At 62.9% G+C, this 22,555-nt stretch carries 18 protein-coding genes; 12 read left to right on the forward strand and 6 right to left on the reverse strand.

The features are described from left to right. Nucleotides 1-38: 38 nt before the first annotated feature. The 3 genes from AC0J5Z_RS06650 to AC0J5Z_RS06660 are packed head-to-tail and all read right to left on the reverse strand — an operon-like array spanning nt 39 to nt 4,452. Nucleotides 39-1,148, reverse strand: coding sequence for a M24 family metallopeptidase (locus AC0J5Z_RS06650; RefSeq protein WP_475038329.1), 1,110 nt, complete (start codon nt 1,146-1,148; stop codon nt 39-41). Next, entirely contained in the window at nt 1,145-3,211 is a 2,067-nt protein-coding gene (locus AC0J5Z_RS06655) for a DUF6807 family protein (protein WP_475038330.1), read from the reverse strand. The genes AC0J5Z_RS06650 and AC0J5Z_RS06655 overlap by 4 nt, the downstream gene beginning before the upstream one ends. Next, entirely contained in the window at nt 3,208-4,452 is a 1,245-nt protein-coding gene (locus AC0J5Z_RS06660; protein WP_475038333.1) for a dienelactone hydrolase family protein, read from the reverse strand. Before AC0J5Z_RS06660 ends, AC0J5Z_RS06655 begins: the two co-directional genes overlap by 4 nt. A gap of 374 nt (nt 4,453-4,826) precedes the next feature. On the opposite strand from AC0J5Z_RS06660, the gene AC0J5Z_RS06665 reads away from it, so the two are divergent. The 3 genes from AC0J5Z_RS06665 (at nt 4,827) to AC0J5Z_RS06675 (ending at nt 8,179) form a co-directional block, all read left to right on the forward strand. Next, entirely contained in the window at nt 4,827-5,771 is a 945-nt protein-coding gene (locus AC0J5Z_RS06665) for a carbohydrate ABC transporter permease (protein WP_091470463.1), read from the forward strand. Continuing rightward, nucleotides 5,764-6,696, forward strand: coding sequence for a carbohydrate ABC transporter permease (locus AC0J5Z_RS06670; RefSeq protein ID WP_475038337.1), 933 nt, complete (start codon nt 5,764-5,766; stop codon nt 6,694-6,696). Before AC0J5Z_RS06665 ends, AC0J5Z_RS06670 begins: the two co-directional genes overlap by 8 nt. 112 nt (nt 6,697-6,808) lie before the next feature. Beyond that, nucleotides 6,809-8,179 carry an ABC transporter substrate-binding protein gene (locus tag AC0J5Z_RS06675; protein ID WP_475038339.1) on the forward strand — a complete coding sequence of 457 codons (1,371 nt, stop codon included), beginning with the start codon at nt 6,809-6,811 and terminating at the stop codon, nt 8,177-8,179. Nucleotides 8,180-8,335: 156 nt separating this feature from the next. Here AC0J5Z_RS06675 and AC0J5Z_RS06680 read toward each other — a convergent pair whose 3' ends face one another. Further along, a complete protein-coding gene (locus AC0J5Z_RS06680; RefSeq protein WP_475038341.1) occupies nt 8,336-10,354 on the reverse strand; it encodes a beta-galactosidase in 2,019 nt (672 codons plus the stop codon). A gap of 207 nt (nt 10,355-10,561) precedes the next feature. On the opposite strand from AC0J5Z_RS06680, the gene AC0J5Z_RS06685 reads away from it, so the two are divergent. The 5 genes from AC0J5Z_RS06685 to AC0J5Z_RS06705 are packed head-to-tail and all read left to right on the forward strand — an operon-like array spanning nt 10,562 to nt 15,742. Continuing rightward, nucleotides 10,562-11,848, forward strand: a complete 1,287-nt coding sequence (locus AC0J5Z_RS06685; RefSeq protein WP_475038343.1) for an ABC transporter substrate-binding protein — start codon at nt 10,562-10,564, stop codon at nt 11,846-11,848. Nucleotides 11,849-11,878: 30 nt separating this feature from the next. Next, on the forward strand, nt 11,879-12,832 hold the full coding sequence (locus AC0J5Z_RS06690; RefSeq protein WP_475038345.1) for a carbohydrate ABC transporter permease: 954 nt from the start codon (nt 11,879-11,881) through the stop codon (nt 12,830-12,832). Further along, nucleotides 12,829-13,752, forward strand: coding sequence for a carbohydrate ABC transporter permease (locus tag AC0J5Z_RS06695; RefSeq protein ID WP_475038347.1), 924 nt, complete (start codon nt 12,829-12,831; stop codon nt 13,750-13,752). Before AC0J5Z_RS06690 ends, AC0J5Z_RS06695 begins: the two co-directional genes overlap by 4 nt. A gap of 21 nt (nt 13,753-13,773) precedes the next feature. Further along, nucleotides 13,774-14,415, forward strand: a complete 642-nt coding sequence (locus tag AC0J5Z_RS06700) for a Poxvirus protein I5 (RefSeq protein ID WP_475039609.1) — start codon at nt 13,774-13,776, stop codon at nt 14,413-14,415. A 37-nt stretch (nt 14,416-14,452) separates the two neighbouring features. Further along, the gene (locus AC0J5Z_RS06705) at nt 14,453-15,742 is read left to right on the forward strand and encodes an MFS transporter (protein ID WP_475038349.1); all 1,290 of its coding nucleotides are present in this window, start codon (nt 14,453-14,455) and stop codon (nt 15,740-15,742) included. Between the two features lie 89 nt (nt 15,743-15,831). Here AC0J5Z_RS06705 and AC0J5Z_RS06710 read toward each other — a convergent pair whose 3' ends face one another. Then, nucleotides 15,832-17,946, reverse strand: coding sequence for a DUF6807 family protein (locus AC0J5Z_RS06710; RefSeq protein ID WP_475038351.1), 2,115 nt, complete (start codon nt 17,944-17,946; stop codon nt 15,832-15,834). 267 nt (nt 17,947-18,213) lie between these two features. Here AC0J5Z_RS06710 and AC0J5Z_RS06715 point away from each other — a divergent pair, with 267 nt between their 5' ends. From AC0J5Z_RS06715 to AC0J5Z_RS06730, 4 genes are all read left to right on the forward strand, one after another. Next, entirely contained in the window at nt 18,214-19,233 is a 1,020-nt protein-coding gene (locus AC0J5Z_RS06715; RefSeq protein ID WP_475038353.1) for an acetylxylan esterase, read from the forward strand. A gap of 220 nt (nt 19,234-19,453) precedes the next feature. Beyond that, nucleotides 19,454-20,602: a 3-deoxy-7-phosphoheptulonate synthase gene (locus tag AC0J5Z_RS06720; RefSeq protein ID WP_475038355.1), complete on the forward strand. Its 1,149-nt coding sequence runs from the start codon at nt 19,454-19,456 to the stop codon at nt 20,600-20,602. A gap of 162 nt (nt 20,603-20,764) precedes the next feature. Then, nucleotides 20,765-20,977, forward strand: a complete 213-nt coding sequence (locus AC0J5Z_RS06725) for a helix-turn-helix domain-containing protein (protein ID WP_017199160.1) — start codon at nt 20,765-20,767, stop codon at nt 20,975-20,977. A gap of 164 nt (nt 20,978-21,141) precedes the next feature. After that, the gene (locus AC0J5Z_RS06730) at nt 21,142-21,240 is read left to right on the forward strand and encodes a 30S ribosomal protein bS22 (protein WP_003792170.1); all 99 of its coding nucleotides are present in this window, start codon (nt 21,142-21,144) and stop codon (nt 21,238-21,240) included. Between the two features lie 134 nt (nt 21,241-21,374). On the opposite strand, the gene AC0J5Z_RS06735 is transcribed toward AC0J5Z_RS06730, so the two are convergent. Next, a complete protein-coding gene (locus AC0J5Z_RS06735) occupies nt 21,375-22,337 on the reverse strand; it encodes a DUF559 domain-containing protein (protein WP_475039611.1) in 963 nt (320 codons plus the stop codon). Between the last annotated feature and the right edge of the window lie 218 nt (nt 22,338-22,555).

The raw sequence follows: 22,555 nt of genomic DNA on the forward strand, positions 1-22,555 counted from the left end.
CGATGGTGACCCCGCCCCTTTCGCATTGGGTGCAGGTGTTAGGGGCGCAGCGTCAGCGGTCGACGGCGGCCGTCCACTTGGGTGGTCGGCCAACGTTGGTCGGTGGTCAGGACGCGCAGGCCGGACTCCGTGAGCAGCACCGTGTCCTCGATCTTCACGCCGGGCCCGGACGGATTCCACGTGAAGGGCTGGTTGAGCACCACCGTATCCGTGACGTCAGCGGTGACCCTGGGATCGCGGCCCGCGTAGCCTGCGGGTCCGCCTTGGTGGTGAAGCGTCCACTGGTCCTCGCCGAAGCCGTGCCGCGCATAGGCCAACTTGATCTCGGCCAAGATTTCGTTGAGGCGGGCACCAGGGACAGTGGCTCGGAAGATGTCGGCCTCAACAGCGGCGATGCGTGCCTCGGCGTCGAGCTCGCGGGGAGCGCCGGCGTCGAACGCTACCCAACGCGTGACGTTGGCAACCAAGCCGTTCCGCCGCGCGCACACCACGGCCATGGCACGGCGTCCAATGGGCGCATGCGTGGCGAGTGGATGGCGGAAGTCGCTGCGTGAAGCACCGTTGCAGAGCAGGACAAGCGGCTCGGCGGCCACACCCACGATCCTCGCGGCCAACTCGGAGACGAGGTGGAATTCCGTGGTTTCCGGGGTCGCATTCATGAGGACGTCCGTCATGGCTGCGGCTGCGTCGGCGGAAAGTGAGGCGTAACGGGCTGTCTCCGCGGGCAGGAGTTGTTGCCGGGCTGCGCGAAGCTCGGCCGTCACGGCCGCTTCCGCCAGCGGGTTGCCATCAACGGCCAGGTGCGCCGCGGCCGCATGCAATTGGCCGTGCCACGGAACTGTGTCCAGGCTGACGCCGTCCGGCAATTCCTCTGCAGCGATCCGTCCGGCCTCATTGTTGAATGTGACCAAGTGGTCGCCGGAGCGGTCTACCAGGAGGGCTGCGATGGGGTCGCCGGCCAGGCTGATATGGACCCGGCTGCCGTCCAGGTACCAGGTAAGGGCCGTGTTGGTTGTGAGCAATAGCGAGTCGCGACCCGCAGCGTCCAGAATGTCTAACACCCGCCGCCGCTTTACTGCGCGGTCGGCGACGTTGCCGGGCGCAGTGACCGCAGTCAGAGATGGCGTGAATTGAGTAGGCGTGGTCATGCCGGTTCCCCCAAAGTAGTGATGAGCTGTTCAATGTCTTGTGTTGCCAAAAAGCCGTCCGCGATGATCACTGTGACCGTTCGGTGGATCGGATGCCCGGGTTCCGCGGATACGGGCGCATCCCACGCCAAGGACAGTCCGACGCCGGGATAGCCCGAGTGCCGCACGAACCAAGGGTCAGGCGCTTGGGGCGCTGCAAGAAACACGAGCGTGGCCGGATGGCCCAGCCCGGGATCGCCGGTGACGTGCGAGGCTCCGGCGGTTCCGGCGTCGAACGTTCCGGACCAAGCCAGCCACGGCGCAACGCTGCCGTGTACGGCGTCCTCGCCCCTCGAACCAGGAGTCCAGATGGTGGCGTCGCCAACCTTCGGCAGCCGCCAGAAGAAACCGCCGTAACCGCCCTGCGGCCGCCCGTTGGAGCCGGGACTGCCCAGCAGCACCGGACTCCCCGTGGCCGATTCCAGCGTGAAGTCCAACGTGAGTTTCCACGCTGAATTTCCGACGGCGGCCCACCGCCACTCCCGCTGTTCGCGGAGTACTGGTGATCCGTCGGGGCCGAGCCAGCTCAACTGTTCGCGCCGCTCTCCGTCAGCGTGGTCCGCGGCTTCAACCACGATACTTCCGTGGTCTTTCCGCCAGACGTATGCCCCGGCCTCGCGGGTGTAAGTGCGGCCGCCCCAGAAGTTGATTCCGTCCACATCTTGGAGGGCCACGCCTGCTCCGAGATGCCATACGTGGTCCTCAGGGATGTGATCTGTAACCACGGTGCCGGCGAGCGTCCGCACGGGGTGCAGGTAGGGCCGCGGCGACGAAGTAGGCCGGATATGGGATCCGTCCTGCAAAGTTGCGACGGGCGTGCCGTCAATATCCAAAGTGGGTCCGCCGGATAAGGTCCAAGGCGCGCCGAGCTCAGCAAACGTGGCCTGCCCCAAGGCTGCCCGGCGGATTAGCGACTCGATGCCATGCACCACGGCGTGCGCGTCGTCGCCGGTGCCTTCCCAAGTGATGAAGTCCGAAGGTATGTCCCGGGGTGCATTGGCCGTTCGGATGGCCTCCAGGACCGATATGTAGGCGCCGGCCCCGGAGAGCGGGCTGAGGAGATCCTGCTCGCTGCGGGCAGCCAGCAGGTTCTCCAGCAGGTTGGTCCGTCCGAAGGTTTCGGTCCGGACACCCCGTGGAGAGGTGACCTCCAAGCGGTCCTCCGTATAGAAAAGCGTGAGCTGCCCCAGCGTCCCGTAAATGGTGACCGACGGCGCGGACTGCACGGGAGCGCAGAGCGTCAAGGCGCAGGTCAGGACAGTACCGCCCGTCAACGCAGTGCCACCCGCCATCCGGACCTTCACCACGGAGGTGTCGTCACTTTCGGTGTCGTTTGCCCGGTAAAGGTCGGTATCCACGGATTCAACGTCCGCCACTGTCCGGGCGCCAGCCAGCCGGAGTCCGGTAGCCACAGCGTGGGCCAAAGCGTTGGTGGCCACTCCGTCCACCACATCGGTCCCGTTGATGCTGCGTTTCCCGGCCCATCGGGACCGCTTAAAGTACGCCTTGCTCCGCAGCCACTGCCCCGTGGCGCTGATGCCGCGGACTTCGCCGATTTCGCCGGATTCCACCAGGGCTTCGATGGCAGGCAGGGCCTCTGAACCCAGGCTCTGGAAACCCACCTGCACCAGCCTGCCCGCGCCCGCGGCCGCTGCCATCACGTCGTCGTATTGCGCCATGGACGCCACCGGTGGCTTCTCCAGGTAGACGTTGGCCCCGGCTTGGAGGGCAGCGAGGGCAAGCGGCGCGTGCGTCTGGATAGGTGTGGAGACGATGACGACATCCGGGGCGGTTCCCGCAGCCAAAAGCTCGTCAAGGGAAGCGAAGACCGCGACGTCGGGGCCGAGCGTTCCCTCTTCCGGGGGTTGCGGATCGGCCACGGCAACCAGCTCGAGGGCGCGGTCAGCACCCAGGCGGGCAAGGTTACCGAGGTGCCGTTCGCCGAAGCCGTGCACGCCCACGAGTGCGATGCGAGGGAGCCGGGCATTGCCCCCCGCTGTGGTGGCGGTGAGGGGTTGTGTCATTGGTATGTCCTAGTGGAATCAGGTGTGGGTGTACTGGTGGTTTGGCCGGGCTGCAGGGTTGCGGTGAGGAAGGACGCGGCCTCGTCCTGCATTGCCCGCGTGAAAATGTGGGGTTCCTGCCAAAAGCTGCCCGTGTAGCGGGCCGGCATGTTCTTCAGGAGGTGGTGATGGGCATCGCGCATTCCCTGTTCCGGGAAAAGCTGATCAGCCAGCCCGTATTGGACCAGGACCGTGGCACCGGAGCGGACTGCCAGATCCGGCCAATCCCCGAGCTTGGCCAGCCCGGGAGTGTGCAGTAACCAAGAGTGTGCGTCCAGGTAGGAGGGCAGGAGCGAGCCGAACGTGGTCATCATGCACGTCACCACGTAACTGCGGATCAGCGGGCTCAGCGCACCGAGCACCATCGCCCGCCCGCCACCGCCCGAGAAGCCCACGCAGCCAAGCCGGTCCATGTCCACGCCCGGAAGCGATGCGAGGACACCCAATGCCGCGAGGTCGTCGTGCGCAACGGTCCCGGCGACACTGGTGCCGATCAGCATTGCGGCCTTCGCCACCATTTCCTCGTGGGCGGCAGCCGCTGCGTTGAACCGTTCCGCTGCGGAAGGTTCGACGCCGGCCTCCCGCCAGAGTGCGTTCTGGCCGCTGACGGCATTGGCGGTCCGCCAAGGAAGGGGATCGAGCCCGAATCGGCGACTGCCCCACATGAAAGTGTCATGGGCAAGGACGGCGAAGCCCTGTTGAGCCAACCACGTGGCAAGTGCCCGGCCGCCATAGAGCTTTGCCCTGATATCGAGGGGCGGCAACCCAAGCAATGCAGGACCGGGGGCACTGCGGGGCCTCTCGCCCGAGCTCGCGCCGCTGTCGGGACTGTCCAAACCGTCGGGCAGGGACACAAGTCGCTCAGCACCGTAGGCCTTGATCCCGCCGTGGCAGTGCAGGGCGAGCAACCCGGGCAGCGGCCCCGTGGCGCCGGCCGGCCGCACGAACCACGCGGACGTCCTTGGCCCGAAACCCAACTGCCACTGCAGACGCGAGGTGATGACGCCGTCGTGCTCTGATTCGGACTGCACTGCGTACTCAAGGTCCGGTGTTACGGCGGGTACGCCGAGTGTGTCAGCGAGCTGCGCGGCTGCCTTGGAGTCAGCGGTGGGCCGGTTCCGGGCGACGTAGGCCGGCCAATCCTCATAGCCAGCCATTGCGCTGGGGCGGGTGGGGGATGCTGCCATGTCAACGGCGGTCATGGCAGGCGGAGTTGGTGGGAAACAATAGTGTCCTGCCTTATCGATGCGGAAGGGTGTGCGGTAGCGCACGCAGGGTTTCTTCAGCGTGGAAAACAAGTTCAAGCGACTTCGTAAGAAAACGCTTTCTCAAAAATTAGCAAAAGACTGTACATGGGTCAAGAAAACGTTTACTTTGGTACGGAGCCGCTGAACACCGGGACCTGGAGCCTGGCGCTTCAAAGGGGTAGCGCCATAGCAATGGCGGCGTCCTGGACGGCAAGCACCAACCACACTTGTATTCCGTGGATGGCCACGATGACCAAAGGAGACCACATGGCCGCTGTACTACGCACGGGGACGCCGCAAGGCGTTCGCGCTCCGGCGAGGGGGAAGCAATGAGCGCTATAGGCGAACTCTCCACGATGACCCGGCGCAAGGGTCCCATGTCCAAAGAAGAGAAGAAGGCGAACGGCCGCGACAACAAAGCCGCCTACATTTTCCTCCTTCCGTGGTTGATCGGCCTGGTCGCCATCACCGTAGGACCTATGCTGATGTCGTTGTACCTGTCCTTCACGGACTACAACCTTCTGCAGCCACCGGAATGGGTGGGGCTGGATAACTTCGTCCGCATGTTCGGCGATGCCCGCCTTCACAACTCGCTCCGCGTCACGTTCACGTACGTGCTGGTGGGTGTGCCGCTCCAGTTAGGTGTGGCCCTGCTGATTGCCCTGGTCCTGGACAAGGGACTGCGCGGACTGCCGTTCTACCGCTCCATTTTCTACTTGCCGTCCCTGCTGGGCGGATCGGTTGCAGTTGCCATCCTCTGGAAGCAGATTTTCGGCACCACCGGCCTGGTGAACCAGGTCCTGGCGATGATTGGCATTGAGGGACCCGGGTGGATCTCTGACCCCAATACCGCCCTTGGTTCCATCATCCTGCTGCACGTCTGGACCTTTGGCAGCCCCATGATCATCTTCCTGGCCGGCCTTCGCCAGATTCCCGTGATGTATTACGAAGCCGCCAAGGTTGACGGCGCCACCACGCTGCAGCAGTTCTGGCGGATCACCCTCCCGATGCTGAGCCCCATCATCTTCTTCAACCTGGTGCTTCAGATCATCGGATCGTTCCAGTCGTTCACGCAGGCGTTCATCGTCTCCGGCGGCAACGGCGGCCCGTCCGACTCCACCATGTTCTTCACCCTGTACCTGTACCAAAAGGGCTTCGGCCAGTTTGATATGGGCTACGCCTCAGCGATGGCCTGGTTCCTGCTGGTCATCATCGGCGTCTTCACCGCCATCAACTTCATCGCTTCAAAGTATTGGGTGTTCTACGATGACTAAACTCCAGACCCTCCCCGCCGCCTCCGGTTCTCCGGCACCCAAGCCGGGCAAGAGCCCGCGACGCCGCGAATCTCCAGGCAGCCTGGCCTTCAGTCGCAGCGCCCGTATCAAGGGCCTGGTCAAGCACGCCATCCTGATCATTGTGGGCGGGGTGATGATCTACCCGCTGCTGTGGATGGTGGTTTCCTCCCTGCGACCCAACGACCTCATCTTCCGCGAACCCGGCCTGTGGCTGGAGAGCCTGGAGATGAGCAACTACACCGATGGTTGGTCTGCCCTTACGCACCCGTTCGGGCACTACATGGTCAACTCGGCCATCGTGGTCCTCGGCTCGATCCTTGGCAACCTGATCTCCTGCTCCATGGCCGCCTATGCCTTCGCCCGCCTGCAGTTCAGCGGCAAGAAGATCTTCTTCGGCATCATGCTGCTGACCATTATGCTTCCGTTCCACGTGGTGATCGTGCCCCAGTACATCCTGTTCTCGCAGATCGGCTGGGTTAACACGTTCTGGCCGCTCATCGTGCCCAAACTTCTTGCTACGGACGCTTTCTTTGTGTTCCTGATGGTCCAGTTCATTCGCGGCATTCCGAAAGACCTTGATGAGGCGGCCCGCATTGACGGCGCCGGCCACCCCAGGATCTTCCTCCGCGTGATACTGCCCCTGATGGTTCCGGCCCTGGCCACCACCACTATCTTCACGTTCATCTGGACCTGGAACGACTTCTTCGGTGCGTTGATCTACCTGACGGACCCGGACATGTTCACAGTGCCTGTTGCTCTTCGGGCGTTCGTCGACTCACAGTCGGCAACCAGCTGGGGATCGCTCTTCGCGATGTCCATCGTGTCCCTGCTCCCGGTGTTCCTGGTCTTCCTCTTCGGCCAGCGGTTCCTCATCAAGGGCATCGCCACCACAGGCATCAAATAAACAACTAGAACAAGTCAGTATCTTGTAATACAAGATTGTGACTTGTATCATAATCGCAACGGGAAAACGCTTTCTCAGTTCGCATCAAGATCAAAGAAGATCGGAGACAACAGTGCCGGTAAATCCAAAGGGTGAAGCAGCCGCCCCCGCAACTGCCTCGAAAACCCGACCATCAGCGCCCAAGGCCAAGCGCAGGCTTCGTGCCTCCGCCCTCGTTGCGGCCACAGCTGCAGCAGTCCTCGCCCTCACCGCCTGCGGTAGCGGCGGAGGGCCCGAAGCGAAGAGTGCCGATGGCAAGGTGGAGCTCCGCTTTTCATGGTGGGGTGGGGACAAGCGCGCCCAGCTGACGCAGGAAGCAATAGCAGCCTTCGAGGCCGAGAATCCCAACATCAAGATCAAGCCCGAGTACGGCGACTGGAGTGGCTACTGGGACAAGCTGGCCACCCAGGTTGCGGCCAACGATGCCCCGGACATCATTCAGATGGACGAGAAGTACATCACGGAATACTCCACCCGCGGCGCACTGCTGGACCTCTCAAAGTACGACATCGATACGTCCAAGCTGGATGAGGCCGCGTTGAACGCCGGCAAGGGCGAGGACGGACTGACCGGCATCGCCGCGGGCATCAATGCCGCCACCATCCTCGCCAACCCGGCAGTCTTCCAAGCCGCGGGCGTCCCGCTTCCTGACGACAAGACATGGACCTGGGAGGACTTCGAACGCATTGCGGCCGAGGTCACCGCCAAGTCCCCGAAGGGAACGTACGGCGCGGCTGCCTACGGAACGGATGAGGCCTCCCTTGGCGTGTGGCTGCGACAGAACGGCAAGTCGCTCTACACCCAGGACGGCAAGCTTGGCTTCGAACCCTCGGACATCAAGGGCTACTGGGAACTTCTGAAGCAGATGAGCGAAAACAAGGCGGTACCTACCGCCTCGGAAATCGTTGAAGCTGAAGCAGCCCCGCTGGATCAGAGCGGCCTCGCCACGGGTAAGAACGGCATGGCGTTCTGGTGGTCCAACCAGCTTCCGGCACTTGAAAAGGCTGCCGGCGGCGAGTTGCAGATCCTCCGCTTCCCGTCCAAGACGGGTAAGGCCGAAGATGCCGGGCTCTGGTACAAGGCATCGCAGTTCTGGTCCGCCTCCTCACGTACCAAGCACCCTGAAGAGACAGCGAAGTTCATCGACTTCCTCACCAACAACGTCAAGGCCGGCGAGATCCTCCTTGCTGACCGCGGCGTGTACCCGAACTCTGAAGTCCGCGAGGCAATTGCTCCCAAGCTGGCCAAGGCAGACGTGAAGGTGGTCGACTTCATCGGCGCCATCAAGGAAGAACTCGGGGAGGCTCCGGCAGCCCCGCCGAAGGGCGCAGGCGCCATCCAGGAAATCATCAAGCGCTACACCTCCGAGGTCATGTTCAACAGGCTCACGGCGGAAGAAGCAGGCAAGAAGGCCGTGGACGAAATGAAGTCCGCCATCAGCTAGCCCCTTCGAAACGGAAACCGCGTCCCGGGCGAATCATTCGTGATCCGCTCGGGGCGCGGTTTTTCGTGTTCCCACCATTTCGCGTACCCACCCAACTGGGTAGCAGATGATGCCGTTCTGACGCGTCAGAACGGCATCATCTGCTACTTACTTGGGTCAGTCTTCCGCGATGACGGCCACGGCTCCGGCGGGGACTACTCCAGTGAAGCGGGCGCCGCTGAGCAGCTCGCCGCCGTCGGCCTTTACAGTGACGTCTTCCCGGCTGTGGTTGATGGCGAACAGGAAGCTGCGGCCGTCAGCAGCGCGCCGCCGGACGACTTCGACGCCGGAAGACGCCTCGGTCGCGGCCGTCACCCCTGCTTCCTCCACCAGTCGCGCGGTGAGTGAGTCGATGCCATCGGCGTCGGGAAGCGTGGCGAGGTACCAGGCCGAACCTGATCCGACGGTGCGCCGGGTCAGGGCCGGGACGCCGTTGAGCGGGTAGTCGGTGAAAGTTGCCAGAACCTCCGTGTCCTGGGAAGCGTGTACGTGCTCGCTCCACACGGATCCCGTTGTTCTGTCGCTCAACGTGACCGACGTGCCGGGGAAGAGCGGGTGGAATTCCTCGCTCCGCACCCCCAATAGTTCGCGGAAGGCGCCCGGGTAGCCGCCGAGCCGCACGTGGTCCCGCTCGTCCACGATGCCACTGAAGTAGCTGATAAGCACCGTGGCACCGGCCTCCGCTGTGGCAGCAATCGCGGCTGCCGCAGTGTCCGTCACGGAGTACAAAGTGCACACCAGAATGAGGTCATATCCGGACAGGTCCGACGACGGGTGCACGAAGTCCGCAGTGATCCCGCGCAGGTACAAGGAGCGGTGGAAGGCGCGCATGGCATCGAGGTACTTCAGCGAGTTGTTCGGGTGCGAATCCAACTCCGAGGCCCACCAGGCTTCGTAATCGAACACGATCGCAACCCGGGATTCCACGCGGGAGCCCTTGACTGGTTCCAGTTTGGACAACGCGTCGCCGAGATCCACCACGTTCCGCCACACCTGCGTGTCACGGCCGCCGTGGGGCACCATGGCCGAGTGGAACTTCTCCGAGCCGGCCTTGCTTTGCCGCCACTGGAAGAACATGACGGCGTCGGCGCCGCGGGCTACATGCGTGAGGGAGTTGCGGAGCATTTCGCCGGGCATCTTGGGCTGGTTGTGCGGCTGCCAGTTCACCGCCGACGTCGAATGTTCCATGAGGATCCACGGCTCGCCGCCCGCCACCCCGCGGGTGAGGTCGGCGCTGAAAGCGAGCTCGATTTCGCGCTCCGGGTCCGCAGCCACGAGGTAGTGGTCGTTGGCGATCACGTCCATGTCTTTGGACCAGTCGAAGTAGTCCAGGGCTTTGGTGGCGCTGGAGACCATGAAGTTGGTGGTTGCCGGGATGTTGGGGGTGACCTCGCGGATGACGGCCAGCAGCTCGCGGTAGTAGTCGATGAAGGCCCAGGAGTTGAAGCGTGCGAAGTCCAGCTGCTGCCCGGGATTGAGGGTGGTGGGCGCGGCCCCCGGTGGGATGATTTCGTCGAAGGAAGCGTAGTGCTGCGACCAAAACGCCGTACCCCAGGCCTCGTTGAGGGCCTCGATGGAGCCGTATCGTCGTTCCAGCCACGCCCGGAAAGCGGCTGCATCTTCTTCGCCATGGAACTCGCCAACGTGGCAGCCAAGTTCGTTGTCCACGTGCCAGAGCGCCAGGGCCGGGTGATTTTTGTATCGTTCGGCGAGCACGCGGGTCATGGCGGTGGCGTACCTGCGGTACACAGCCGACGACGGCGTGTAGTGGCGTCGTGAGCCCCGCTCCAGCCTGATTCCTTCCGCGGTGATGGGGAGAATCTCAGGGTATCTGCGGGCCAGCCAAGCAGGGGGAGAAGCAGTGGCTGTTGCCAGGGCCACTTTGATGCCGGCCCCGTGAAGGTTGTCCATGACATCGTCCAACCAGCCGAAATCGTAGTGTCCTTCAGTGGGCTCCAGGAGGCCCCACGAGAAAATACCGACGCTGAGAAAGTTGACGCCGGCCTCTTTCATGAGCTCGATGTCCTCGAGCCGGATGTCTTCCGGCCACTGCTCCGGGTTGTAGTCGCCGCCGTAAGCGAGGCCGTCGAGGCTACTCCAGACGGACGGACTGCGGGGGATTTCGGGGGAGGTCAAAGGGGACTCCTTCGTCAGGTTGGCAGTGCTGGTACTGATGCTACTGAAGGTATGAGTGCAGCGTACCGGTGAAAATGCGATCTTTGGAAAACGCTTGCCCAGGATCCCGATTAGGGATATTGTATCGATTCAGAACGAGTGTAAGCGAGATCACTGCCACGTTGTAGAGAACTCGGAAGCTTGCACCAACTGAGCAAGGAGGCTCTCATGATCGATAGAAGGAAATTCCTCACCACGGTGGCTCTCGGCACTGCATCTGCCGCGTTCCTCTCCGCTTGTGGCCAGTCCTCAACCGCGGGGCAGACGGGCTCCGCGGAGAACCCCGTCACCATCAACTACACCTGGTGGGGCAACGATGACCGGGCGGAGCGTACCCGCAAGGCGATTGCCCTGTTCGAGTCCAAAAACCCGGACATCAAGGTGAACGGCAACTTCACTGACTTCGCCGGATATTGGCAGAAGCGCGCCACGGAAGCTGCCGGCGGCGGCTTGCCGGACGTCATGCAGTGGGACCTTTCCTACCTGCGCGACTACGGCCAGCGGAATCAGCTCCTTGATCTCAGCACCGTGAAAATCAACACGGACGCCTTCGATAAGTCGCTCCTCCCCTCGGGTCAGATCCGCGGCAAGACCTATGGCATCCCCACCAGCACCAACGCTTTCGCGGTCTACTACGATCCCGCCAAGCTCCAGAGCCTGGGCGTTGCCGAGCCGGATGGACAGTGGACCTACAAAGAGTTCAACGCGTTCATGCTCGAGGCAGGACAGAAGGGCAACGGAGCGTTGTACGGCGGCACCGATTACACCGGTGTGTGGTGGATGTTCAACATCTGGCTGCGCCAGAACAACATTCAGGCCTTCACCGCCGACGGCAAGCTGGGCTTCTCCAAGGACGACCTCAAGAAGTGGTGGAACACCACTGCCGAGCTTCGCGGCACCCCCGCACTAGTTCCTGAAGAGCGGGTCACCCAGCTTGCCCCCAAGTCCGCCATGGGCTCCAACGTCACTGCCAGTGAAGTCACGTGGGACAACTTCATGGCCGGCTACCTGGGCGACAGCGGCGCCAAGGAACTCAAGCTGGTGCCGGTCCCGTCTGATGATCCGGACAACCTGGGCCTGTTCCTCAAGCCCTCCATGCTCATGGTGGCCAGCGCCAAGACCAAATACAAGGATGCCGCTGCCCGCTTTATCGACTTCATGGTCAACGATCCCGAGGTTGGCCAGATCTTCAAGACCTCCCGCGGTGTCCCGGCGTCGAAGACCCAGCGCGACGGCACCACCTTCGAAGGTACTGACAAGCTGGTGGTGGATTACGAGAAGTCCATCGAGAAGTACCTCAAGGACGCCCCCGAGCCCCCCATCGTCGGTTTCGGCACGCTTGAAGCCTCCTTCAAGCGCGTCAGTTCCGAACTGAACTATGGCAAGCTGAGCCTGGATGGCGCAGCGGATGCATGGTTCAAGGAAGCCGAAGACCTCATCAAGCAGAACGCCTGATTCAGGCTTCATAACTGACGGACTGATCTCGTGACTCAAAGCCCAACCCTGAGCAGGCGTTCATTGCCGTCCGCTTCCCCGCAGCCGCGCAAGTCGCGGCGGCGGGGAGCGGACGCCCGTGCCGGCTACACCTTCCTGTTGCCCTGGCTGCTGGGATTCATCGCCCTGACCGTGGGCCCGATGATTTCCTCGCTGTACCTCTCCTTCACCAACTACAACCTCTTCGAAGCACCCAAATGGATCGGCTTGGACAACTACACCACCCTCTTCCAGGATGAGCGTTTCCTGCAGTCGGTGGGCGTAACCCTGAACTACGTCATCTTCGGTACTCCCTTGAAACTCGCCGCCGCGTTGGCGATTGCCATGCTGCTCAACAGCAAGCGCAAAGGCCAGGGTTTCTATCGGTCCGCGTTCTACGCGCCGTCCCTGATTGGCGCGTCCGTGTCCATCGCGATCGTCTGGAAGGCGATGTTCGGCGACGCCGGTCCTGTGGATCAAGGGTTGTCCTTCTTCGGGATCAACCTTGGCGGTTGGGTGGGCAACCCATCCATGACAATGTCCATGATGATCCTGCTGACGGTGTGGCAGTTCGGCGCTCCGATGGTGATCTTCCTTGCCGGCCTCAAGCAGATCCCCGCGGACCTCTACGAGGCGGCCTCGATGGACGGCGCCGGCCCGGTCCGCAAGTTCCTGAACATCACCTGGCCCATGCTTTCCCCTGTGATCTTCTTCAACCTGCTGATGGAAACCATCCACGCATTCCAGATCTTCGCCTCGGCCTACATCATCTCCAACGGTGAAGGCGGCCCCGCCGGCTCCACGCTCTTCTACACCCTCTACCTTTACTTGCGTGGTTTCAGCGACTTCCGGATGGGCTACGCCTCGGCAATGGCCTGGCTCCTGGTCATAGTGGTGGGCATCATCACGCTGATCTTCTTCAAGACCTCCAAGTCCTGGGTCCACTACAGCGGTGATTCGAAATGACAACCATGGCAACCCCCACCCAGCCCGCTCCCACGAAACCATCAGCGGCACCGGTGTACAATCCGAAGTCCGAGTCCACCGCGGCCAAGCGGATCAAGAGCATCATCTTCCATGTCGTTGCTTTGGCACTGGTGGCGATGGTCCTGTACCCGGCCGTTTGGATGATCTCCGCGTCCTTCAAGCCGAACTCCGAGATCGGCGGCGCCAACAATGCGTTGTGGTCGGATAACTTCAGCTTCGACAACTTCGTCACGGCCATGGAAGGAATCGGCGGCGTCTCCACGCTGACGTTCTTCACTAACTCCCTGATCCTGGCCGTCGGTGCCGTGGTGGGAACCGTCCTCTCGGCGTCCATCTCGGCCTATGCTTTCGCCCGGATCAACTTCCCGGGCCGCGGCCTGTTCTTCGGCATGATGATCGCCACCTTGCTCCTGCCGTTCCATGTGGTGATCATCCCGCAGTACATTGTGTTCCAGCAGCTGGGCCTGGTGGACACGTACGTGCCATTGCTGATCGGCAAGTTCCTCGCCGCGGACGCGTTCTTCGTGTTCCTCATGGTCCAGTTCATGCGCGGCCTCCCGGCCGAACTCGACGAAGCAGCCCGTATCGACGGCGCAGGTCACGTGCGGATCTTCGGATCCATCATGCTCCCGCTGATGAAGCCGGCCCTGATTTCCACTTCCATTTTCTCCTTCATCTGGAGCTGGAACGACTTCCTGGGCCCGTTGCTCTACCTCAACACTCCCGAAAAATACCCGCTGCCCCTCGCGTTGCGGCTCTTCGTCGACCAGACCCAAAGCTCGGACTACGGTGCAATGATCGCCATGTCCGTCCTGGCGCTCCTGCCCGTGCTGGTCTTCTTCCTGGTCTTCCAGCGCTACATCGTCGAAGGCGTTTCGACGCAGGGCCTCAAGGGCTAAGGACAACACAGAATGAGCACCATGAAAGCCACAGGCAAGTCTTCGGCGAACCCCGGAATTCCGGTCAACCGCTTTGCCCTTTTCGCCGAGACCATCCTGGCGGGAGTCATCGTGCTCCTACTCTCCGTCCCCTTGGTGACGGCGCCGGCTGCCTATGCGGCCGGCGTCGCGCACCTGGAAAGGCACCTCAGCGGGAGGGATGACTCCCTCCGCAGCCTGTGGGGGAATTTCCGCCGCGCGCTTCCCGGCAGTTGGAAGCTTGGAATCACGACGGCGGTAGCCGCCGTCGTGATTGTCCTTAACCTTTTGCTCGCTCTGGTAGGTCAACTGCCCGGTCGGGCGGTAATCCTGCCCGCCACGTTGATTTTGGCGGCAGCAGGCGCAGTGCTGTTTCTGCGAATCGCGGCCAACTGGAGCGGTGGCGTGAACTGGAGAGGCGACGCTGACCAGCAACCCACCGACGTTCCCGGCCCGCAGCGATGGGCCCTTGCCTACTCGCAGGCCAAGGATGATGCCGGGCGCGACTGGACTGGTTCGCTTCTGTTGCTTGCCGCAGTCTTCATGGCGGTTGTTTTCGTTTGGATGCTGCAGGCGCTGTTCGTCATCGTTCCCGGGACCTTGGTCCTGGCCGCGGCTGCCATCAAGATCCGCTCCGTTCGTTGAGATCCGACCCAACCCGCTGAATCGAGCAGAACACTCCGTGTCGCCGCGCCCGTTCCCACTGCGCCCTCAATCCACTACATCGCGTGCCCGTTCCACGGAAAGCTGGCATTACCCGCTGAGGCACCACAACTACCGGATCTTCGTCACCCTCTCCCTTGTAGGGAGTGGCGGCGTGTGGATGCAGCGGCTCGCCCAGGACTGGCTGGTGCTGCAGCTAACGGGCAGTCCGGCCGCAGTAGGCCTCGCCGTTGCACTCCAGTTCCTGCCCATGCTGGTGGTGGGCCCCATCAGCGGCGTGCTGGTGGACCTTTTCCCCAAACGCCGCATCCTCCTCGTCTGCCAGTCCGTCGCCGCGTTGCTGGCCGCCGGTCTCGCTGTATGGAACGCGATGGGAGGGACCGACGTCCGCGTGGTCTATGCGTCGTGCATTGCCCTGGGCATCACCAGTGCCATCGATGGTCCGGCGCGGCAGGTGTTCGTCAACGAAGTGGTGGGCGACGCCGGGCTGCCAGCCGCCATCGGACTGAACAGTGCAATCGGCCAGCTGGGAGCCATGGCCGGCCCGGCACTGGCTGGCGTGGTCATTGCCCAAGCAGGTCCGGCGGCGGCATTCGCTGCCAACTCTTTGGTTGGTGTATCAGTCCTGGTGATGATCGCGTCCATCAGGCCAGGCGAGCTGCACCATTCTCTTGAAGCGCCCGATCCCACCGCCCGTAAAGGCCAGATCCTTGCGGGCTTCCGCTTCGTCCGCGCCCGTCCGCCGCTGCTGCTGACCATGCTGCTCGCGGGATTGCTGGGTGCCTTCGGCATGAACGGTCCCGTGGTTCTGGCGGCGTTCGCGGACCGCGTGTGGCATAGCGGTCCCGCAGGCTTTGGGCTCTTCAACACCGTCAGCGCTTTGGGAGCTCTTGCAGGCGCGTTGGTGGCAACGCGGATCAAGCGCTTTGGACGGAAGGGGATCGTAGCCAGTGCCGGGCTCTTCGGCCTGACGCAAGCGCTCGCTGCGTTGATGCCCACGCAAGAGTGGTTCGTGGTGATGCTCATTGTTGTGGGCTTCATGACTCTGGTATTCCTCACGAGCGCAGCTACCGCTGTGCAGCTTGAGGCTGGGGCCAGCGTGCGTGGCCGGGTTCTGGCACTGTACTTCCCGCTTCTGCTGGGCGGTCACGCTTTGGGTGGCTTGCTGGCCGGGTGGCTCACGGAGGACTTCGGCGTCCGGACCGGGCTTGTGGTCACGGGAGCGTTGGGGATGGTGTCTGCGGCCGTCATTGGCTTCCTGATCTGGCGCTATTCGGCCCGTCGCCGCCCCTGGCCCCGCCACGACTAGGCCGACACCTGTAGCAACCTTCCGACGAATCCGGCCCTTGTTCGACCTCCGCGCAGTTCAACGGTGCGGAAGGGGACAAGTGCGCGAGCCTATGTTCGGGCGCTTGCCACCGGCCTCTCGATCTCGGCTGCATCCAAGGTTCCGTCGCTGATCCACACAGTGTTGGTACGGGTGAGGGAATCCCCTGCCGCCAGTTCCACCGCGGCATCCCAGGCCAGTGCAGAACCGACCGCGGGGTAGTCGCTGCACCGCACGAACCATGGGTCCGGCGACTCGGAAGGCGCGCCAAACACCAAAGTGGCAGGGCCGCCGTCGAACTCTCCTGTCCAAGCGAGCCACGGCGCCACGGAACCGTGCACGGAAGGCTCGCCCTCGGCTGTGGAGGAGAAGACGCGCGGCGCCGCATTGACAGGCAGCCGCCAGAAAAAGCCGCCGTAGCCGCTGCCGGCAGCACCGTGGGAGCCGGGACTGCCCAGAGAACAATCCACGACGGCGGTAAGCCGGGTCTGGATCTCGAGTCGCCACGTGCGTGCATCCAGGAGCGTGCGGCTCAGGGAGCGTCGCTCGTTGAGGAGGAGGCTGCCGTCGGATGCGAGCCAGTTGAGGTCAAGCGTGGTGACGGCTTTTCCCCGGGCGACACTCGCTGTCTCGATCCTGCCGTGGTCCTTCAAATCCACGTACCTCCCCGCGGTCCTGCGGTAGCTGCGGCCGCCCCAGAAGTTGCTGCCGTTGACATCCTGCAGCGCGAATCCTGCGCCGAGATGCCACACGTGATCAGAGGGCAGATGGTCCGTGACCACGACGCCGGCTTGCGTGGACACCGGGTGAAGGTAGGGTCGCGGGGAGAGATCCGGCTCGAGGTTGCTTCCAGAGCGGAGGACCGCGGTGGGGGCAGTGTTGGCCCGGGCAGCGCCGGCGTTTGCGGCGGCAGCGCCAGTCTCGGCGGCGGCAGCGCCGGCGTCGGAGAAGAAGAGGGCTTCGGAACCCGCGGTGGTTGGCCGTGCCCACGGGACGCCCAGCTCCGAGAACGTGGCGTGGGCGCGGGTGGCGCGTTCCAGGATGTCCTCAATGTTGGGGATCACGGCATGGGCTTGCTCGCCCGTTCCCACCCATTCCACGCATTCCGCGGGAATCAGCGCAGGTGCCTCTGCTGTCCGGATGGCTTCCAGGACACGCATGAATGCGCCGCTGTGATCCAGCGGACTCAGCAGTGGCGTGCCCTCAGACAGGTGCTGAAGGAGGTTCTCGGTGAGATCATCCCGCCCGAAAGTGTGGGCGGTTTCGCCTGCTTCGGTGCGGACCGTCACGCGGTCCTCCGTGTAATGGAAGACTGCCGTACCTTCAGTGCCGTGGAGAGTGACGTAGGGCTCCACGGATTCGGTGGCGCAGAGCGTGAGGGCGCACGTGATGGGCAATCCGTTGATGGTGCGCAGGCGGATCACTGAGGTGTCGTCCGCTTCGATGTCGTTCGCGCGGTACAGATCTGTTTCCACCGACGCGAGGTCTTCCGCTGCTCGTGCACCGGCGATGCGGAGCGCTGTGGCGATGGCATGGGCCAACGGGTTGGTGGCGACGCCATCCACCACATCCACGCCGTCGAGACTGCGTTTGCCTGCCCAGCGGGACCGCTTGTAATAGGCGCGATCCCGGACCCAACGGCCCGTTGCGGAAATCCCCTTCAGATTGCCGATACCCGGCAGTTCCTCCGCAGCTTCCCCGGCGGCCAGCTTCTCCAACGCCGCCAAGGCATGGGAACCGAGGCTTTGGAAACCGATCTGGACACTGCGGCCAGCTTCCGCCGCCGCTTCCTGGAGACGGAGGAAATCGCCCATTGAGGCAACCGGGGGCTTCTCCAGATACAGATCCGCCTCCGAGGCAAGCACGGATAGGGCCAGCGGGGCATGGGTCTGAATGGGGGTCGCCACGATGATGACATCCGGACGGTGCTGGCCGGCGAGCAGCTCATCCAGGTTCGCGTGCACTGCCGTGGCTTCCGGCAAATCTCCGGGTGCCGGTGGATTCGGGTCGGCCACGGCTACGAGGTCCACCAGGCCTTGGCTGCTGAGTCGTTCAAGGTTGCGGAGGTGGTGTGTGCCGAAGCCGTGGACCCCAACCAGGGCGATCCTTGCAGGCGCAGTGCCGGGTGCAGGCGCAGCGTTGAAGGGTGCTGGGCTACTGGCGGACTCGGTAGAAGCGGTGTCCATGGCTCTCCTCGGCTGGCGCGGCAACGATGGCGCGTGACGCCGTCGTCTGGGTCTTCACAAAAGTGTTCCGGCGGGTTTAGGCTACACCTCAGCAAACGCTTTCCCGCGGTCGATTTTGTTCAGTTTAGCTCGGTCGGCGTGAAAATGTAACGATTCAAGATGAGTCAACTTTCGATTCGCCGTGCGTAGGATGTCCTCGGGTTGACCTTGGCGCTCGCGGCTCAGCCTGAATCAGCCCAGTCAGACCCACCTGAACCGGAATGGACCATGCCCCTCTTTGACCTTCCCCTTGATCAGCTCCGTGACTACACCTCCAGCGCAGCGGCACCAGCCGACTTTGACGAGTTCTGGGACCGCACCATCGCCGAAGCGCGTGTGCTTCCGCTTGATGCTGTGTTTGAGCCCGTGGATAACTACCTCAGCGTGATCAACACCTTCGATGTCACCTACTCCGGCTTCGGAGGAGACCGCATCAAGGGCTGGCTGCACCTACCGTCACAGCTCGAGCCGGGGGAGCAGCTTCCCGTGGTGGTGGAGTACATCGGCTACTCCGGCGGCAGGGGTCTGGTAAACCAGAACACCCGTTGGGCGCAAGCCGGCTATGCGCACTTCATCATGGACACGCGCGGGCAGGGCTACGGCGGCGTTTCCGGTGACACTCCGGATCCGCACCCGTCGGCCGGTGGAATCAATTACGCCGGCCTCATGACCCGAGGCGCTGATCACCAGGACAACTACTACTTCCGTCGCGTCTACGTGGACGCCTTCCGCGCGGTAGAAGCGGCACAGAGCCATCCCGCCGTCGACCCTTCCAAAGTGGTTCTAACCGGCGTGAGCCAGGGCGGCGGCATCACGGTTGCTGCTGCCGGGCTGACGGCCGGAAGGCTCGACGGCGTTATCGCCGCGCTGCCCGACGTTCCTTTTTTGCAGGACTTCCCACGCGCGATCGACATCACCCCGCGTGGTCCGTACCCCGAGATCGCCCAATTCCTGGGCCGGCACCGCGAAAAGTATGAGCCCGTGCTGGCCGTCCTAAATTACTTCGACGGCGTCCACCTGGGCCGTGCTGCCACGGTCCCGGCGCTGTTCTCCGCTGCGCAGATGGACGATATCTGCCCTCCGTCAACGGTATTCGCGAGCTTCAACAGTTACGGCACCGGCTCACGAGAACAAGGCGGTGCGCCTGAAAAGGACATTGAGGTCTACCGTTTCAACAACCACGAAGGCGGGCAGGAGCACCACTGGATCAAGCAGTTGCAGTTCCTGCGCAAACTGCTGTCATCTTGATGGGCGCGATTTGCCTGCTGTGAAGAACCGCGGTTATGGTGTGGCTATGACTAAGCGTTGGTATGCGTATTTTTCGTTGGCTCTGGAGGGGCCCGCGTCTAACTGACACGCATCCAACTTTCCTTCAGAGCCAACAGGGCAGAGATTATTCTCTGCCCTTCGCCATATCCGGCGGGTTCTGAAAAGGGGCCCGCTCCGCATCCCGGAACAGGACCCAGAAATGACCAGCATCGCCGCAGAACCCACCGAATCGCTCGACTCCGCTGAATCCGGAGCCGCCGCTCAGCCGGCCACCTCCAACCTGCGGGTTGCCCGATTCGAGCCGCTTCCGGCTCCGCAGGACCTCATCGCCAAGTTGCCGCTGGACGCCCGCTCAGCTGCCGTCGTCGACCGTGGCCGTGACCAGGTCCGCGCCATCATGGACGGAGTGGACGATCGCCTCCTGGTGATCGTTGGCCCGTGCTCCATCCACGATCCCAAGGCCGGCCTTGAATACGCCCGCCGGTTGGTCAGCCAGGCGGAGAAGCACAAGGAAGACCTCCTGATCGTGATGCGGACCTACTTCGAGAAGCCGCGCACCACCGTTGGCTGGAAAGGTCTCATCAACGATCCCCACCTGGACGGCAGCCACGACATCGCTGCAGGACTGCGCGCAGCCCGCGGGTTCCTGAAGCAGGTCACCGCGTTGGGCCTGCCCACCGCCACGGAGTTCCTTGAGCCGATCAGCCCGCAGTACATGGCGGACCTCGTTTCCTGGGGCGCGATCGGCGCCCGCACCACCGAAAGCCAGATCCACCGGCAGCTCGCCTCCGGCCTGTCCATGCCCATCGGCTTCAAGAACGGCACCGACGGCGACCTCCAGGTGGCCATCGACGCGTGTGGCGCATCGGCCGCGGAGCAAGCCTTCCTGGGAATCGACGACGACGGCCGCGCGGCTCTCGTAGCAACGTCCGGCAACCCCGACACGCACGTGATCCTGCGCGGCGGACGCAAGGGACCCAACTACTCCCAGGAGGACGTTGCGGCGGCTTCCTCGAAGCTCGCTGCCAAGGGACTGAACCCCCGCCTGATAGTGGACGCCAGCCATGCCAACAGCGGCAAGAGCCATCACCGTCAGGCTGAGGTTGCCTTGGAAATCGGTGCCCAGCTCGAAGCGGGGGAGACTTCGCCGATCGCCGGCATCATGCTGGAGAGCTTCCTGGCGGGAGGGGCGCAGAACCTGGATGTGGCCAAGCAGCTTGCGGGGGAACAGGAGCTCCTTTACGGCCAGAGCGTCACAGATGCTTGCATGGAGTGGGATGTCACGGCCTCGGTGTTGGAACAGCTGGCAGCGTCGGCCCGGAAGCGTCGTGCGGTGGTTGCGGCGTAAACCGGAAGCCGGGCGGGAGGTTGTCCCCAAGTTACTGGAAGCTCTTTCACATTGGCCCCATCAGCCTCTAGAGTATCTAGCACATGGTTGTTTGATGGCTCAGCATCGGCACACCGTTCTACTGGGGGTGTCCTACTGTCTGAGAGCAAAGGAATAAGGGAAATGTCCGCGGAGACTAACTTCTCGAATGCGCGTTTCATGACGGTGGCCGAAGTGGCCGACGTCCTGCGTGTTTCCAAAATGACCGTGTATCGCCTGGTCCACTCAGGGGAAATGCCCGCCGTAAGGTTCGGCCGTTCCTTCCGGGTTCCTGAAGAGGCTGTTGCCCAGTACCTCAAAGGTGCTGTGGTAGACGGGCAATCCGAGACCGCCTGAGGCTTGCCGGAGTCCGTCCCGCGGACCGTGGTCATGGGGTGCCCCTTTGAAGCGGTACTCTGTTAAGGAACGTTTTACGTCAATGTAAGAATCTGTCAGTTGTACTGTCTGCTTCCGCGGATCTGTTCCAACAGACAGGAACTTCTAGTTTGTAAGGAACTTTCGTGGGTTCAGTTATTAAGAAGCGCCGCAAGCGTATGGCCAAGAAGAAGCACCGCAAGCTGCTTCGCAAAACTCGCCACCAGCGCCGCAATAAGAAGTAGAGATACTTCATCAAGCGTGAATGCCCGTCGCCTCTCGAGGTGGCGGGCATTTTTGCATCCCAACGCTCTCTCACGTCCCTCGGGGTTGAGCCCAACGCTCGTTCACGTCCCTCGGGTTTGAGCCCAAGGCTCTCTCAGGTCCCTCGTGAAAAGCCTGACCTGACCGCGGGATCCCGCCATGCTGATCGCAGGGCGCTCTTGATCTTCTGCGTGGCTGACGAAAAGTTGTCCGCCAGATCATCCTTTCCGAATTTGAGGACTGTCCAGCCTGCTGCTTCGAATGCCTTGTCGCGTCGCCGATCGCTAAATATCTGTTCCTGCTCAAGGTGATGACCGCCGTCGTACTGTAGCGCTACTCGCCGATCACGGAAGCCCAAGTCCGCGGACGGTGAGAACGGATCGTTCGGCCGGAGTTGCACCTGCAGCTCCGGTTCGGGAATGCCGGCGTCCAGCATCGCCAAGCGGAGCAGCGACTCGGGCACGGAATCGGCGCCAACACGCATGAGGTCGAGTGCTTCTCTAGCCCGAACAACGCCTTGCAGATTCTTGTGTCTGCCCACCAAATTGCGAAGGAACTCAAGCGTGGTGAACGGTGCGTCGCGTTCTTCGAAGGCCGGCCGGGGTCTGCGGATGAGCTCGTCACCCATGCAGACGAGGTCGCGTACAGGCAGGCGTCGTGCGAGATCCAACCAGGTCCGCGACCGTGTGCTCATCCAGATGCCTTGGACATACTCGATCTCGTCGTCGGAGGCTACTACCGTGTGTCCGATCACGCCTTTGCGCCGCACTGACGGGAGATGCCTCGGCTTGCTGAGGTGCAATTCGTTGGAATCCGACAACCAAGGTGGAAGGCATGCACCATGGAGCCTCGCAGCTGTTACATGGGAAATCCAGGCACCCGGACTTACAGCTGACAGCGATCTTGCAGCCGCCGACAGCTCGAAATCCCAATCGGAAGGCCGATAAACACCTCGGCTAACCCCCTCGATCTTGACACGATTCCATAGGTGCGACCGTTTAAGGCCCGAAGCCTCGGCCTCCTCGAGAGTGAACGGTGCAGCGGTCAGGCGGGGAGGAAGGGGAGCGGCATTCTGCATACCGGCATTCTCACCCAGAAACGCTTGGGTCATCGGAAGTTATCCACAGGCTCGTTGAGGCCCCCGAGGGATGTGAGAGAGCGATGGCCGGAAGCCCGAGGGATGTGAGAGAGCGATGGCCGGAAGCCCGAGGGATGTGAGAGAGCGATGGCCGGAAGCCCGAGGGATGTGAGAGAGCGATGGCCGGAAGCCCGAGGGATGTGAGAGTGCCCCTATGT

Source organism: Paenarthrobacter sp. TRD_SC_7 (assembly GCF_056156245.1).